Source organism: Bradyrhizobium sp. USDA 3397, from assembly GCF_054060965.1.
In genome coordinates this window covers 6,068,411-6,084,363 of sequence record NZ_JBSSDS010000001.1, presented here as the reverse complement: position 1 = coordinate 6,084,363, position 15,953 = coordinate 6,068,411, and the positions used below count along the sequence as shown (strand labels likewise).

The window sequence follows — 15,953 nt, the reverse complement described above, 5'->3', positions numbered from 1 at the left end:
CCCATCCACGGCCGCTAATTGGAAGATTGACAGCAGCGCAGCACTCCGTCCTTGCGAGCGAAGCGAAGCAATCCAGAATCTCTCCATACAGACATTCTGGATTGCTTCGTCGCAAGGGCTCCTCGCAATGACGGTGAGGGAGCGGCCGCGCGTTATTCAATGATCGGCACATGTCTCGCCGCATCGCGCGGTGCCGTGCCGTCAAGGCGCGGATCATCCGCCACTTCGATCTGGCGGCGGAAGGGGCGGAAGCCGGAGCGCTGGTAGAAGGCGACGGCAGAGGGGTGGTCGAGGGTGCAGGTGTGGACCCAGACGCGGCGGACGTCGTGTGACCAAGCGCGCTCCAGCGCGCGGTTCATCAGGAAGCCGGCGGCGCCGGTGCCGATGAGGCCAGCGGTGACGCCGAAATAGGTCAGCTCGCACTGGCCGGCCTCGCGGAAGTCGAGCTCGAGCAGGCCTTCGTCGCGGCCGTCGAGGGCGAGGGCGTAGACTTCGATGCCGGGCGCGTGGATGATTGCGGCGAGTTCGGCGTCGCGCATGCGGGCGCGGGAGAACCACAGCCAGTCTTCGCCGACGCGGCGGAAGAGGTCGCGGTACCAGGGAAGCGCGGGCGCATCGACCTTGCGCAAGGTCCAGGCGCCGGGCGGATCATCGCGGCGCGCGGGGCGAGTGGTCATCTCCAGATGGGTGACGATTGCGGCGATCTTGCCGTTCGGGACGTCGGAATAGCCGTCGGGGACGATCATGTTTCTTGCTTCTTTTGTTGTGGGCTAGCGGGCGGCGCCGTTTGAGGCACCACAGCAGCGCCACACTCCGTCATTGCGAGCGCAGCGAAGCAATCCAGAATCTTTCCGCAGAGGCAGTCTGGATTGCTTCGTCGCAAGAGCTCCTCGCAATGACGGTCGAGACAGTGGAATGCGCCTCGCGAGGTTGGAGCTAAGAGTCCGTGCTACCCCTCCCCCTCGTCGCTCGACAGCACGCCCTTCACCGCGCGCGCCCAGCCCGCGAGTTTCCGCTCGCGCGTGGCCTGGCTCATGTTGGGCTTGAAGCGATGCTCGAGGCGCCAATTGTCGGCGAATTTGGTCGGCTCGGGATAGACGCCCGCCTGGAGGCCGGCGAGGTAGGCGGCGCCGAGGGCCGTGGTCTCCTGGATCACCGGGCGATCGACCGGCGCGTCCAGGAGATCGGCGAGGCGCTGCATGGTCCAGTCCGACGCCGTCATGCCGCCGTCGACTCGGAGCACGACGCTGGCGGTTTCCGAGCTCGGCCAGTCCGCGCGCATCGCGGCCCAGAGGTCGAAGGTCTGGTAACAGACGCTTTCCAGCGCGGCATGGGCAAGCTCGGCGGGGCCGGTGTTGCGGGTGAGGCCGAACAGCGCGCCGCGGACACGCGGATTCCAGTAAGGCGCGCCCATGCCGACGAAGGCGGGGACGAGATAGACGCTCTGCATGGAGTCCGACTGATCGGCAAGCGGTCCGGTCTCGGCGGCGTGCTTGATGATGCCGAGACCGTCGCGCAGCCATTGCACCGCGCTGCCGGCGACGAAGATCGAGCCTTCGAGCGCGTAGGTGCGCTTGCCATCGAGCTGATAGGCGACGGTGGTGAGCAGCTTGTTCTTGGAGACCACGGGCGTTGTGCCGGTGTTCAGCAGCGCGAAACAGCCGGTGCCGTAGGTGGACTTCATCATGCCCGGGCGGAAGCAGGCCTGACCGATGGTGGCGGCCTGCTGGTCGCCGGCGATGCCGGAGATGACGATGGGGCCGCCGAACAGGTCCGGCGTGCTCTCGCCGAAGCGGGCGGAGGAATCCTTCACCTCGGGGAGCATCGAGCGCGGCACGCCGATGATCTCCAAGAGCTCGTCGTCCCACGCGCCGGTGTGGATGTTGAACAGCAGCGTGCGCGAGGCATTGGTGGCGTCGGTGGCGTGCACCTTGCCGCCGGTGAGGCGCCACAGCAGGTAGCAATCGATGGTGCCGAACATCAATTCGCCCCGCGCGGCGCGCGCGCGGGCGCCGGGAACGTGGTCGAGGATCCAGGCGACTTTGGTGCCGGAGAAATAGGGATCGATGATCAGGCCGGTCTTCTCAGAGATCACGGGCTCGCGGCCGTCGGCCTTGAGTTTGGCGCAGATGTCGGCGGTGCGGCGGTCCTGCCAGACGATGGCGCGGTGCACGGCCTGGCCCGTCGCACGGTCCCACACCACGGTGGTCTCGCGCTGGTTGGTGATGCCGATCGCGGCGATATCCTTTGCGCTAATGCCGGCGTGCTCGATCGCCTCGCGGCAGACCATCACGGTCGAGGTCCAGATGTCCTCCGGCTCGTGCTCGACCCAGCCGGAGGCCGGAAAATGCTGCGGAAACTCGGCCTGCGCCTTCGCCGCAATGGAAATATCGCCGCGAAACACGATCGCGCGCGAAGAGGTGGTGCCCTGGTCGATGGCGAGGACGAAAGACATGGCGGCTTACCTTGGCGTTTCCCTGAGACGGGTCATTGTGTCGCGCCAAAGGGAGCGGATTAGGGCGGCAAGGTCAATACCAGCGGCGCCGTCTTGTTCACCTCGCCCCGCTTGCGGGGAGAGGTCGGAATTCGCGCAAAGCGCGGATTCCGGGTGAGGGGGTACAGGTCCCTCGACGATATCACGCGTGGAGAGAAGCCCCTCACCCCAACCCTCTCCCCGCAAGAGCGGGGCGAGGGAGTCAACCGGCTACACCGCCGCCGTCGTCACGCCGCCGTCGATGACGATGGTTTGGCCCGTCATGAAGCTCGAAGCGTCCGAGGCGAGGTAGGCGACGGCGCCGGCGATTTCGTCGGGTTCGCCGATGCGGCGCAGCGGCGTGGTGGCGGTGCGGCGCTTGAGGTTGGCTTCGTCTTCCCAGAGCGCGCGGGCGAAGTCGGTCTTGACGAGGCCGGGCGCGATGCAGTTGACGCGGACGCCTTTCGGGCCCCATTCGCCGGCGAGCGAACGGCACAGCGCGAAGTCGGCGGCCTTGGAGATGCCGTAGGCGCCGATCACGGTGGAGCCGCGCAAGCCCCCGATCGAGGAGATGATGATCACCGAGCCCTTGCCGCGCGCGGCCATCTCAGGGATCGCGAGCGCGGAGAGCCAGATGTTGCTCTTGACGTTCGAGCCCATGATCTTGTCGAAGGCTTCATCTGATATGTCGAGCAGCGGGCCGTAATATGGATTCACCGCGGCGTTGCAGACGAGGATGTCGATCTTGCCGTAGTGCTTCGTGGCACCCGCGATCAGCGCCTCGACCTCGTTCTTGCGCGCGATGTTGCAGGGAATGACGATGGCATCGCCGCCAGCGGCATTGATGCCGTCGGCGACCTCCTTGCAGGCCTCCGCCTTGCGCGAGGAGACCACGACCTTGGCGCCGAGCTTGGCGAGCAGCTCGGCGGAGGAGCGGCCGATGCCGCGGCTGGAGCCGGTGACCACGGCGACCCTGCCGGTGAGATCGAACGGGGTGTTTTGCATTTGTTGTCCCTCTATCTGGTCATTCCGGGGCGCGCCACTAGGCGCGAGCCCGGAATCCATTTCACCGCGCGTGATGCCGCCCGATGGATCCCGGGCTCATCGCTTCGCGATGCCCCGGGATGACAATCGTCGTGTGACTAGATCAACCCGCCCGCGTCGGCGACGCGGCGCTGGTGGTAGTCGGTGTCGCCGAACGTGTTCTCGATCATGGTGAGGCGCTTGAAGTAGTGGCCGATCTTGGCCTCCATGGTCATGCCGATGCCGCCGTGAAGCTGGATCGACTGCTGGCCGACGAACTTCAGCGACTTGCCGATCTGCACCTTGGCCGCGGCGATCGCGTTGCTGCGCTCCTTGGCGTCCTCGAAGTCGCTTGCCATGGTCGCGAACATCGACATCGAGCGCGCCTGCTCGGTGGCGACGAACATGTCGGAGGCGCGGTGCTGCAGCGACTGGAACGAGCCGATCGCGACGCCGAACTGCTTGCGCGTCTTGATGTACTCGACCGTGGTCTTGAGCGATTCGTCCATCAGGCCGACCGCCTCGGCGCAGAGCGCGACGCGGGCTTCGTCCACCACGCGCTCGATCAGCGCGAGCGAATCCTCGGGATTGCCGAGCACGGCCTCAGGGCCGATCTCGACACCGGTGAAGGTGATGTCGGCGGCGTGCAGGCCGTCCTGGGTCGGATAGGACTTCTTGGCGACGCCCTTGGCATTGGCCGGGACCAGGAACACACCGATGCCTGACTTGTCGCGGCGGTCGCCCCTGGTGCGCGCGGTGACGACCAGGGTGTCGGCGTTCTCGCCGTTGAGCACGACGAATTTTTCGCCGTCGATCACGTAAGAATCACCCTTCTTCTTCGCGGTCGTGGTGACGTCGAACAGATCGTAGCGCGAGTTCTTCTCGAGCTGGGCGAAGGCCAGCGTCTTGCTGCCGTCGATGATGCCGGGCACGTGCGCGGCCTTCTGCGCATCGGTGCCGGCATGACGCAGGAAGCCGCCGCCGATCACGACGGTGGCGAGATACGGCTCCAGCACCAGCGCCTTGCCGAGCGCCTCCATCACGATCATGGTCTCGACGCCGCCGCCGCCGAAGCCGCCATCGGCCTCGCTGAAGGGCAGACCGAGCAGGCCCTGCTCGGCGAGCTTGAGCCAGACCGTTTTGCTCCAGCCGCCCTTCTCCGCCATGTACTTCTTGCGCTGCTCGAAATCGTAGGAATCGGTCAAGAGGCCGTCGATGCTTTCCTTGAGAAGCCGCTGCTCCTCGTTCAGATCAAAATCCATGTTCTTTGGTTCCTCGTACCCGGACTTTTTGACTTCGTCATTCCGGGATGGCCCGAAGGGCCAGGCCCGGAATCCATTTCGCCTCAGCGTATGCGGCCCGATGGATTCCGGGTTCGCGACTTCGTCGCGCCCCGGAATGACGGTGGAAATATTGCCCTCCCCGCTGTCGCGGAGAGGTGGCAGATCACAGCCCCAGCACCGCCTTGGCGATGATGTTGCGCTGGATCTCGTTGGAGCCGCCGTAGATCGAGACCTTGCGGTTATTGAAATAGCTCGGCGCGATCTGGGCGGTCCAGTCCATGGCTTCGTTCGAGCCGTCGTCGCCATGCACGTCATAGGGCGCGGCGAACGGGCCGATCACTTCCATCAGAAGCTCGGTGGTGGTCTGCTGGATCTCGGAGCCCTTGATCTTCAGCACCGACGAGGCCGGATTGGGCTTGCCCTTGCCGTGCTTGCCTTCGTCGGCGACGACGCGCAGCTGCGTGAGCTCGAGCGCCTTCAGCTCGATCTCGCAGGCCGCCAACTTCTCGCGGAAGGCAGAATCCTGGATGATCGGCTTTCCGGCGGATTCGACCTTGGACGCCAGATCCTTGATGCGGCGGATGCGCTCCTTGGAGACGCCGACGCGGGCGATGCCGGTGCGCTCATTGCCGAGCAGGAACTTGGCGTAATCCCAACCCTTGTTCTCCTCGCCGATCAGGTTCTCGTAGGGAACCTCGACGTCGTCGAAGAAAACCTCGTTGACCTCACGGCCGCCGTCGATGGTCTGGATCGGGCGCACGGTGACGCCCTTCGACTTCATCGAGAACACGATGAAGGAGATGCCCATCTGCTTCTTGGCGTTGTTGTCGGTGCGGCAGAGGCAGAAGATCATGTCGGCGTGCTGGGCGAGCGTGGTCCAGGTCTTCTGGCCGTTGATGATCCATTTGTCGCCACGGCGCTCGGCCTTGGTCTTGAGCGAGGCGAGGTCGGAGCCGGAGCCGGGCTCGGAGAAGCCCTGGCACCACCAATCGTCGACATTGGCGATGCGCGGCAGGTACTTCTTCTTCTGCTCCTCGTTGCCGAAGGTGTAGATGACCGGACCGACCATGCTGACGCCGAAGGCGAGCGGCTGCGGCGCCGGATAGGACTGCAGCTCCTCGTTGAAGATGTAGTGCTGCACCGAGGTCCAGCCTGTCCCGCCATATTCCTTCGGCCAATGGCTGACGCCCCAGCCCTTCTTGTTGAGGATGCGCCACCACGTCACCATCTCGTCCTTGGAGAGGTGACGGCCCTCGACCAGCTTGCGCCGCGTATCCGGCGGCACGTTGTCGCGGAAGAACTGCCGCACTTCGTCGCGAAACGCCTGCTCTTCTCTAGTGAATGCGAGATCCATCGGATCCTCCTGTGAAACGTTACTTCATTTTCGTCATTGCGGGGGCATCAACAGCGCGAATCCCGGAAGACGATTTCTGCTGCTGGCGCAGTTCGTGGCGCGACAATTTCCCGACCGGCGTGCGCGGCAGGTCATCGACGAACTCGACCGCGGCAGGTAATTCGTGCCTGCCGAGCTTGCCGGCGAGCTGCGCGCGCAGCTCGTCGAGCGTGAACGGCTTTGCCTCGGGCCTTAGCTTGATGAAGGCCTTTGCGGCTTCGCCGCGATAGGGATCGGGAATGCCGAGCACGATCACCTCGTGCACGCCCGGGATGGTGTAGATCGCCTGCTCGATCATCTGCGGATAGACGTTGAAACCGCCGGAGATGATCATGTCCTTCTTGCGGTCGACCAGGAAGAAATAGCCGTCGGCATCGACATAGCCGATGTCGCCGGTGAGAAAGCGGCCGTCGACGAAGGCCTCGGTCGATCCCGCCGGCTTGTTCCAGTAGCCCTTGGTGACGTTCGGGCCCTTGATGCGGATTTCTCCGATCTCGCCCGGCGGCAGCACGCGCCTTGGATCGTCCAGCGCGACGACGTCGAGCTCGATGCCGGGCAGCATCAGGCCGATCGAGCCGGGCTTCTCGGGGCCCGTGGGCGGATGGCCGGTGCCGGGCGAGCAGGTCTCGGTCATGCCCCAGCCGCTCTTCAGCTTCTTGCCGACCTTGCGCTCGAAGAAGCTCGCGATCTCCACCGGCAGCGGCGCGCCGCCGGAGCCGATGGTGACGAGCGAGGAGAAGTCGCGCTTGTCGAGATCGGGCAACGCGGCGATCGCGATCCACATCGTCGGCACGCCGGGGAAATAGGTCGCACGCTTGACCTCGATGTCGCGCATCACGGCTTCGACGTCGAAGCGCTGATGCAGCGAGATCAGATTGCCGCGGCGGAGCGAGGACAGCAGTACCACCGTGAGCGCGTAGATGTGGAATAGCGGCAGCACGCAGATCACGCGCTCGATTGCCTCGCCGCGGGCGGCGCGGGCCGGCTTGCCCCAGACGTCGTAGATCGACACCGCCGAGGTGAGATTGCCGTGGGTGAGCATCGCGCCCTTGGGCAGGCCGGTGGTGCCGCCGGTATATTGCAGCAGCGCGACGTCGTCGGCCGCGACGACAGGCCATTGCGCGGGCGCTGTGGCGCCCTCGACGAACGCCTTGAAGGTGACGATGCGGGGATCGTCGGGGATCGCCGCCTGCGGTGTGCCGACCTTGCCCCAATGATCGTCCTCGCAGACGACGAGCTTGTCGATCAGGCCCTTCTCCAGGAATTTCAGGGCGGTCGGCAGCAGGGCCTGGAGGTTGGAGGTGACGAGCAGGCGCGAGCCGGAATCGGTGATCTTGTGCGTCAGCGCGATCTCGCCGTCGAGCGGCGACAGATGGGCGACGCGGCTGCCGGCCTTCAGCGCGCCGAAGAAGCTGACGGGGTGATCGGGCGTGTTGCCGAGGAACAGCGCGACCGAGCTGTTCCTGCCGATGCCTTCGCGCAGGAATGCCGCGGCGGCACGATCCGCCAAGCTTGCGAGCTCGGTGTAGCTGATCGGTCGGTCGCGGAATTCCAGCGCGATGCGCGTGCCGAAATCGGCGGCAGCCTTAGAGAGGAGGTCCGGCAGCGTGCCCAGGACGATGGTGTCGTCCCACCGCACGCCCTCGGGGTAAAACTGTTCGCCGGGATGGGTCATGGAATCCTTAAACCGCACAAACCGTCATTCCGGGGCGCCCGAAGGGCGAACCCGGAATCCATCGGGCAGCGCACTCAGAGGCGAGATGGATTCCGGGCCTGGCCCTGCGGGCCATCCCGGAATGACATCGAGAGTGCAAGCTCCCATCACGCTGCTTTCGACTCCGCAGCCAGCGACGCAAACGTCTTGCCCTCCGCGGCGAGCTTCTTCAGCAGCGGGGCGGGCTCGAGGCTGGGGTCATTGGTCTCCTTGGCGTAGAAGGCCAGGCGATCGGCGATGTGCTTGAGGCCGACGCTGTCGGCCCAGAACATCGGGCCGCCACGGTAGATCGGCCAGCCATAGCCGTAGAGCCAGACCACGTCGATGTCGCTGGGACGCGCGGCGATGCCCTCTTCGAGGATCTTCGCGCCCTCGTTGATCATCGGATACATCATGCGCTCGAGGATCTCCTCGTCGCTGACGACGCGCTTCTTGCGGCCGAGACGCAGCAAGGTCTCGTCGATCAGCTTCTCGACCTCGGGGTCCGGCATCGGCGCACGGGAGCCCGCTTCGTACTTATAGTAGCCCTTGCCGGTCTTCTGGCCGAAGCGGCCGGCCTCGCAGAGCGCGTCCGCGATCTCCGACTTGATGCCGCGATCTTTCCGCGAGCGCCAGCCGATGTCGAGGCCGGCGAGATCGCTCATCGCGAACGGGCCCATCGGCATGCCGAACTTGGTGACGACGGCATCGACCTGCTGCGGCAGCGCGCCCTCGAACAGCAGCTTCTCGGACTGCTTGCCGCGCTGGGCCAGCATGCGGTTGCCGACGAAGCCGTCGCAGACGCCGACCACGGCCGGCACCTTCGCGATTTTTCGCGCGATGGTCACCGCAGTCACCAGTGCATCCGGCGCGGTCTTGTCGGCGCGCACGATCTCGCACAGCTTCATGACGTTGGCCGGCGAGAAGAAGTGCATGCCGAGCACGTCCTGCGGACGCTTGGTCGACTTCGCGATCTCGTCTATGTTCAGATACGAGGTGTTGGAGGCGAGCACCGCACCCGGCTTGGCGTACTGGTCGAGCTTGCCGAACACCTCTTTCTTCACCGCCATGGTCTCGAACACGGCCTCGATGACGAGGTCGGCATCGCCAACATTCTCGATGCCGACCTTGCCGTCGATCAGCGCCATGCGCTTGGCGGGCGCATCGGCCGGGATGCCGCCGCGCGCGGCGGTCGCCTCCCAGTTCTTCTGCATCACGCCCATGCCGCGCTTGAGCTGCTCATCGCCAGTCTCGATCAGGGTGACGGGAATGCCGGCATTGGCAAAGGACATGGCGATGCCGCCGCCCATGGTGCCGGCGCCGAGAATGGCGACGCGGTTCACGGGCCGCGGCTTGGTGCCTTCAGGCACGCCGGCGATCTTGTTGGCCTCGCGCTCGGCGAAGAAGGCGTAGCGCTGCGCCTTGGACTGGTCGCTGGCGACGAGCTTGAGGAAGCCCTCGCGCTCCTTCTTCAGGCCTTCGTCGAACGGCAGGTCGATGGCGTAGCCGACGGCATCGGCGGCGGCGAAGGGCGCCTCGAGGCCGCGCGACTTCTTGGTCATGGCCGCGACCGCATTGGTGAAGATGGAGCGGTCGGCCTTGGCGGCGGCGAGCTTGGAATCGTCGTCGCGCAGGCGACGCAGCGGGCGCTTCTCCGCGAGCAGCTTGCGCACGAAGGCTTCGCCACCGGAGGCCGGGCCCTCGACGATCTCCTCGATCAGGCCGTTCCTCAGCGCTTCCGCAGCCCCGATCGGGTCGCCGCCGACGATCATCTTGACGGCGAGCTCCGGGCCCACCGCACGGGGCAGGCGCTGGGTGCCGCCGGCACCGGGCAGAAGTCCGAGCTTCACCTCGGGCAGGCCGAGCTTGGCCTCTTTCACCGCGACGCGGAAATGGCAGGCCAGCGCGACCTCGAGGCCGCCGCCGAGCGCGGTGCCGTGGATCGCGGCAACGACCGGCTTGGGCGAGTTTTCGATCTCGGACAGCACGTCGTTGAGCGCGGGCGGCTTCGGCGGCTTGCCGAACTCGGTGATGTCGGCACCGGCAATGAAGGTGCGACCGGCGCAGGTCAGCACGATGCCCTTGATGGCGGGATCGGCGATCGCGGCCTTGATGCACTCGAGGATCCCACCTCGGACTGCGGCACTCAGCGCATTGACCGGCGGGCTGTTGACCGTGACGATCCCGACTTCGTCATGACGCTCAAGCTTGACCACTTCGCTCACGGTGTCCCTCCTTGATGGGGATTTACTTTTGTTTCGATTTCGCATTGCGGAATTTAATTCCGCATCTTGACGGCAGGGTTATTTTGAAGCACGGACGTTGTCAACGACTCCGCGCAAGAAGCAGATCAGGGATGAAGCGTACAGGAAAGAAGACCGCGACCGATCGGAATTTCGTCGTCGCGCTTTCCCGCGGACTGGAAGTATTGCGCGCGTTCCACCCCAATGACGGCCTGCTCGGCAATCAGGAGATTGCGTCCCGTACCAATCTGCCCAAGCCCACCGTGTCGCGGCTGACCTACACGCTGACCAAGCTCGGTTATCTCACGCCGGTTCCCCGCTTCGAGAAGTACCAGCTCGCCCCGGCAGCGATGTCGCTCGGCTACGCGGCGCTGGCCAATCTGGGCGTTCGGCATTTGTCCGAGCCGTTCCGCGAAGAGGTGATGCGCGCGACCGGCGGCGCCGTCGCCGTCGGCGGCCGTGACCGCCACAGCATGATCTATTTCGGGCAGAGCCGCGGCAGCGAGACCGTCGGCGTTCAACTTGACGTCGGCTCGCGTGTGCCGATTGCAACCAGCGCGATGGGTCGCGCCTATTTCTGGGCACTCGATGACGAAGGTCGCGCCGAAGTGTCGCGCATCCTGCGCGAACATTACGGCAGCCGTTGGCCGAAGATGCGCGAGGGCTTGGAACGTTCCGGCGAGACGGTCGCGAAATACGGCTTTGCGATTTCGGTCGGCGATTGGCACGACGACATCGGCGCGGCCGGCGTCGCGCTCAAGCTCAACGACGGAACCGGACCTTACGCATTCAATTGCGGCGCGCCCGCATTCCGTTTCACGGAAGAGCGTTTGATCAACGACATTGGACCGCGTCTCTTAGCGATGGTAAGGAACATCGAAGCGGCGCTCGGGGGTCTGATGCCGCATTCAAAAAAAGACAGCAGCAAAAAGCTGAAATCAGGAGGAAAAGTTGCGCGTGTGGCCGAGGGATTCAGATAGCCTTTGTCATCATCGGGAGCGGCTCGCATCGCCCCATCGCTCACTGAACGACGTGAGCGAGACGAGATGACGCAGGCACAGCTCGCGCAGGGTACATCGCCCCTGCTCGCGGTTCGCGACGTCAGCGTCGTGTTCGGCGGCATCGTCGCGCTCAACGGCGTGTCCTTCGACATGCACAAGGGCCAGATCCTCGGCTTGATCGGCCCGAACGGCGCCGGCAAGACCACGCTCTTCAATTGCCTCTCGCGCCTCTATCAGCCGTCGTCCGGCGACATCTTGATGGACGGCGTGAGCATCCTGACGCGGCCGCCGCACCGGATCGCCGAGATCGGCATCGGCCGCACCTTCCAGAACGTGGCGCTGTTTCCCAACCTTTCGGTGATGGACAACGTCCGCGTCGGCGCCCATTCGAAGACCTCGAGCGACATTATCAGCGACTCCCTGAAGCTTGCCTGGGTCCGGCGCAGCGAGACAAGCATCAACAAGAAGGTGCACGAGATCCTTGCTTACCTCGACCTCGAGGACGTCGCCCATACCGTCGTGTCCGGCCTACCGTTCGGTACGCAGAAGCGGGTCGAGCTGGCGCGTGCGCTGGCGGCCGATCCGAAGATCCTGCTGCTCGACGAACCCGCCGGCGGCCTCAACCACGAGGAAGTTCATGTGCTCGGCGATCTCATCCGCAAAATCCGCGACGAGCGCCATATGACCGTGCTCCTGGTCGAGCATCACATGGGCCTCGTGATGTCGATCGCCGACCATGTCGTCGCGCTGAATTTCGGCAAGAAGCTCGCGGAAGGCACGCCCGCCCAGGTGCAGGCGGACCCGGACGTCATCAAGGCCTATCTCGGGAGCAAGGATCAATGACGCCACTGCTCAACGTCAAGGACCTGCGCGCTTATTACGGCCAGGTCCAGGCGCTCCATGGCCTGTCCTTCTCGCTCAACGAGGGCTCGCTCGTGACGCTGCTGGGTGCCAACGGCGCCGGCAAGACCACCACACTGCGCGCGATCTGCAACATGGTGCGCTCCACCGGCGGCGTCGAGTTCGAAGGCAAGCCGCTGAACAACCGTTCGACCGAGAGCATCGTGCGGTTCGGCATCGCCCACGTGCCGCAAGGCCGCGGCACTTTCACCAACATGACGGTGGAGGAGAACCTCCAGCTCGGGGCCATCACCCGCAAGGACCGCGCCGGCATCGTCTCCGACATCGAGCGCATGTACGCGCATTTCCCGGTATTGAAGCAGCGCCATACCCAGCAGGCCGGCACGCTCTCCGGCGGCGAGCAGCAGATGCTCGCGGTCGCCCGCGCGCTGATGCTGCGGCCGCGGCTGATGCTGCTCGACGAGCCCTCCTTCGGCCTCGCGCCGCTGGTGGTGCGCGACCTGTTCGGCATCCTCGGCAAGATCAACCGCGAGGACAAGGTCTCGATCCTGGTGGTCGAGCAGAACGCCCAGCTCGCGCTCGAGCTCGCCGACCAGGCCTATGTGATCGAGACCGGGCGCATCGTGATGTCCGGCAAGGCCAAGGACATCGCGAACAACGAAGAAATCCGCAAATCCTATCTGGGTTACTGAGGGAGCCGGCACAATGGAGCTGTTCACCAACCAGGTCCTGGCCGGCATCGCCACGGGGGCGATTTATGCCTGCATGGCGCTCGCCGTGGTCATGATCTACCAGGCCATCGACCATCTCAACTTCGCGCAAGGCGAGATGGCGATGTTCTCGACCTTCATCTCATGGCAGCTGATGCAGTGGGGCGTGTCTTATTGGGCTGCCTTCCTGATCACGCTGGCATTTTCTTTCGTTGCCGGCATCGCGATCGAGCGCATCCTGTTCAAGCCGCTCGTCAAGGCGCCGGTGCTCACCAACGTCGCCGGCTTCATCGCGCTGTTTGCGATCATCAACTCCTCGGCGGGCCTGATCTGGGACTTCACGATCAAGCAATATCCGACCCCGTTCGGCTCCGCACCGTTCCTCGGCAGCCAGCTGATCTCGACGCACCAGGCCGGCATGATCGGCGTCACCGTGGCGCTGCTGCTCGCGCTCTATTTCTTCTTCCAGTACACGCGCATCGGCCTTGCGATGCGAGCCGCAGCGTCGGTGCCGGAATCGGCCCGCCTCGTCGGCATCAACACGAGCTGGATGATCGCGCTCGGCTGGGGCATGGCGACCGCGATCGGCTCGATCGCCGGCATGCTGATCGCGCCCGTCGTATTCCTCGAGCCGAACATGATGGGCGGCGTGCTGATCTACGGCTTCGCCGCGGCGGTGCTCGGCGGGCTGTCGAGCCCGTTCGGCGCCGTGGTCGGCGGCTTCCTGGTCGGCGTGTTCGAGAATCTCGCCGGTACCTACATCCCCGGCGTCGGCAATGAGCTGAAACTCCCGATCGCGCTCGCGCTGATCATCTCCGTCCTGGTCGTCAAACCCGCTGGTCTGTTCGGCCGGCATATCGTCAAGCGAGTTTGATCATGAGCGCAGCAGAAGAAGTCGTCGCCGAGGGCCACGAGGCGGTCGAGGCGGTTCCGAAGCGGGCCATGACGCTGGGCACCGGCACCTCGCTGGTGGTGCTGGCGGCCCTGTTGATCGTGCCGATGTTCGTCAAGAACTTCATCATCTTCCAGATGACGATGCTCCTGATCTACGGGCTCGCGGTGCTGGCGCTGAACATCCTGACCGGCGGAAGCGGCCAGTTCTCGCTCGGCCAGAGCGCGTTCTACGCCGTCGGCGCCTATGTGTCTGCGGTGCTGATGGAGCATGCCAATGTCAACTACGCGCTGACCATTCCGATCTCCGCCGTGATTTGCTTCGGATTCGGTTACCTGTTCGGCAAGCCGGCGCTGCGGCTGTCGGGCATCTATCTCGCGCTCGCGACCTTTGCGCTCGCGACCGCGATGCCGCAGTTGCTCAAGCTGAACTTCCTCGAGCACTGGACCGGCGGCGTGCAGGGCCTCGTCGTCACCAAGCCGGACGCACCGTTCGGCTTGCCGATGTCGCAGGACATGTGGCTGTACTACTTCACGCTCGCCGTGACGGTCGCGATCTACATCTTCTCGGTGAACCTGTTGCGCTCCCGCTCGGGCCGCGCCTTCATGGCGATCCGCGACAACGAGATCGCGGCCTCCTCCATGGGCGTCAACGTCGCGCTGTACAAGACGCTGGCCTTCGGCGTGTCCGCCGGCATCACCGGCGTTGCCGGCTCGCTCGGCGCCATTGCGGTGCAGTTCGTGGCGCCCGACAGCTACACCATCACGCTCGCGATCTCGCTGTTCCTCGGCATGGTGGTCGGCGGCGTCGGCTGGCTGCCCGGCTCGTTCGTCGGCGCGGCCTTCATCATCTTCGTGCCGAACATGGCGGAGAGCATCTCCAAGGGCCTCTCCGGCGCGGTGTTCGGCGTGCTGCTATTCCTCGTCATCTACCTCGTGCCGCATGGCGCAAGGCAGGTCGCGATCCTGGGCCAGCAACTCGTCGGCAAGCTCAGGAAGAACTGAAGCCCCGTTGAATTAACCAAGGAGACCGAATTGTATTTTGGAAGAACACTGCGAGCCGCCGCGCTGGTCACGGCAACGGCGGCCATCACTCTCACCTCCGGCGCTGCACTCGCCCAAAAGAAATACGACACCGGCGCGTCCGATACCGAGATCAAGATCGGCAACATCATGCCGTACAGCGGTCCGGCGTCGGCCTATGGCATCATCGGCAAGACCGAAGAAGCCTATTTCAAGATGATCAACGACAAGGGCGGCATCAACGGCCGCAAGATCAACTTCGTCACCTATGACGACGGCTATTCGCCGCCAAAGGCCGTCGAGCAGGTTCGCAAGCTGGTCGAGAGCGACGAGGTGCTGGTCGTTTTCAACCCGCTCGGCACGCCCTCGAACAGTGCGATCCAGAAGTACCTCAACTCCAAGAAGATCCCGCAGCTCTTCGTCGCGACCGGCGCCACCAAGTGGAACGACCCGAAGAACTTCCCCTGGACCATGGGCTGGCAGCCCTCCTACCAGAGCGAAGCGCAGATCTACGCGAAGTGGCTGATGAAGGAGAAGCCGGACGCCAAGATCGCGATCCTCTACCAGAACGACGATTTCGGCAAAGACTACCTCAAGGGCACCAAGGACGGCCTCGGCGCCAAGGCCTCGTCCATGATCGTCATGGAGGAGAGCTACGAGGTCTCCGAGCCGTCGATCGACGGCCATATCGTCAAGATCAAGGCCGCCAATCCCGACGTGCTGCTGATCTACACCACGCCGAAGTTCGCGGCCCAGACCATCAAGAAGACCGCCGAGCTCAGCTGGAAGCCGCTCCAGATCCTCACCAACGTGTCGATCTCGGTCGGCAGCGTGATGAAGCCGGCCGGCTTCGAGAACGCGCAGGGCGTGCTGTCGGCCGCCTACGCCAAGGACTCCACGGATCCGCAATGGGCCAACGACCCTGGCATGAAGAAGTGGAACGAGTTCGTCGACAAGTACATGCCGGGTGCCGACAAGTCGGACACCAGCATGGTCTATGGCTATGGCGCCGCGTCGACGCTGGCCAAGGTGCTGGAGATGTGCGGTGACGATCTCACCCGCGCCAACATCATGAAGCAGGCCGCCTCGTTGAAGGACTTTGCTCCGGATACGCTGCTGCCCGGCGTCAAGATCAACACCAGCGCCACCGACTTCGCTCCGATCGCGCAGCTGCAGATGATGCGCTTCAAGGGCGAGAAGTGGGAACTGTTCGGCGAGATCATCAGCGGTGACGTCGCCTCCGAGTGACGCGTGACGCGATGATCGAGGACGAGGAGCCCCCGCGGACAGTCGCGGGGGCTTTTTGTTGACGACAGGCGCCAATCTTGTTCAATGCGATCGATCCATCCCGGGGTAGGA

The 15,953-nt window shown here is 64.6% G+C and carries 13 protein-coding genes; 6 read left to right on the top strand and 7 right to left on the bottom strand.

The window, feature by feature from the left end:
* Positions 1-152: 152 nt before the first annotated feature.
* From ACVWYQ_RS28105 to ACVWYQ_RS28075, 7 genes are all read right to left on the bottom strand, one after another.
* On the bottom strand, positions 153-746 hold the full coding sequence (locus ACVWYQ_RS28105) for a GNAT family N-acetyltransferase (protein ID WP_456726583.1): 594 nt from the start codon (positions 744-746) through the stop codon (positions 153-155).
* Positions 747-949: 203 nt separating this feature from the next.
* Complete coding sequence (glpK, locus tag ACVWYQ_RS28100) at positions 950-2,455, bottom strand: glycerol kinase GlpK (protein ID WP_404654838.1); 1,506 nt, start codon at positions 2,453-2,455, stop codon at positions 950-952.
* A 249-nt stretch (positions 2,456-2,704) separates the two neighbouring features.
* Complete coding sequence (locus ACVWYQ_RS28095; protein WP_456726582.1) at positions 2,705-3,478, bottom strand: SDR family NAD(P)-dependent oxidoreductase; 774 nt, start codon at positions 3,476-3,478, stop codon at positions 2,705-2,707.
* Positions 3,479-3,615: 137 nt separating this feature from the next.
* The gene (gene pimD, locus ACVWYQ_RS28090; RefSeq protein ID WP_404654836.1) at positions 3,616-4,758 is read right to left on the bottom strand and encodes a pimeloyl-CoA dehydrogenase small subunit; all 1,143 of its coding nucleotides are present in this window, start codon (positions 4,756-4,758) and stop codon (positions 3,616-3,618) included.
* Positions 4,759-4,942: 184 nt separating this feature from the next.
* Complete coding sequence (pimC, locus tag ACVWYQ_RS28085; RefSeq protein ID WP_404654835.1) at positions 4,943-6,133, bottom strand: pimeloyl-CoA dehydrogenase large subunit; 1,191 nt, start codon at positions 6,131-6,133, stop codon at positions 4,943-4,945.
* Positions 6,134-6,152: 19 nt separating this feature from the next.
* Positions 6,153-7,847, bottom strand: coding sequence for a dicarboxylate--CoA ligase PimA (gene pimA, locus ACVWYQ_RS28080; RefSeq protein ID WP_456726581.1), 1,695 nt, complete (start codon positions 7,845-7,847; stop codon positions 6,153-6,155).
* A 146-nt stretch (positions 7,848-7,993) separates the two neighbouring features.
* Positions 7,994-10,090, bottom strand: a complete 2,097-nt coding sequence (locus tag ACVWYQ_RS28075; RefSeq protein WP_456726580.1) for a 3-hydroxyacyl-CoA dehydrogenase NAD-binding domain-containing protein — start codon at positions 10,088-10,090, stop codon at positions 7,994-7,996.
* Positions 10,091-10,221: 131 nt separating this feature from the next.
* On the opposite strand from ACVWYQ_RS28075, the gene ACVWYQ_RS28070 reads away from it, so the two are divergent.
* The 6 genes from ACVWYQ_RS28070 (at position 10,222) to ACVWYQ_RS28045 (ending at position 15,842) form a co-directional block, all read left to right on the top strand.
* Complete coding sequence (locus tag ACVWYQ_RS28070; protein ID WP_271543085.1) at positions 10,222-11,088, top strand: IclR family transcriptional regulator; 867 nt, start codon at positions 10,222-10,224, stop codon at positions 11,086-11,088.
* Between the two features lie 66 nt (positions 11,089-11,154).
* On the top strand, positions 11,155-11,952 hold the full coding sequence (locus ACVWYQ_RS28065) for an ABC transporter ATP-binding protein (RefSeq protein WP_157283681.1): 798 nt from the start codon (positions 11,155-11,157) through the stop codon (positions 11,950-11,952).
* Positions 11,949-12,662, top strand: coding sequence for an ABC transporter ATP-binding protein (locus ACVWYQ_RS28060; protein ID WP_035997952.1), 714 nt, complete (start codon positions 11,949-11,951; stop codon positions 12,660-12,662). Before ACVWYQ_RS28065 ends, ACVWYQ_RS28060 begins: the two co-directional genes overlap by 4 nt.
* 13 nt (positions 12,663-12,675) lie before the next feature.
* Positions 12,676-13,554: a branched-chain amino acid ABC transporter permease gene (locus ACVWYQ_RS28055; protein WP_035997949.1), complete on the top strand. Its 879-nt coding sequence runs from the start codon at positions 12,676-12,678 to the stop codon at positions 13,552-13,554.
* Between the two features lie 2 nt (positions 13,555-13,556).
* Positions 13,557-14,576, top strand: coding sequence for a branched-chain amino acid ABC transporter permease (locus ACVWYQ_RS28050; RefSeq protein WP_036021517.1), 1,020 nt, complete (start codon positions 13,557-13,559; stop codon positions 14,574-14,576).
* Between the two features lie 30 nt (positions 14,577-14,606).
* Positions 14,607-15,842 (top strand): ABC transporter substrate-binding protein, encoded by a 1,236-nt coding sequence (locus ACVWYQ_RS28045; RefSeq protein ID WP_035997943.1) that lies wholly within the window; start codon positions 14,607-14,609, stop codon positions 15,840-15,842.
* Positions 15,843-15,953 lie beyond the last annotated feature (111 nt).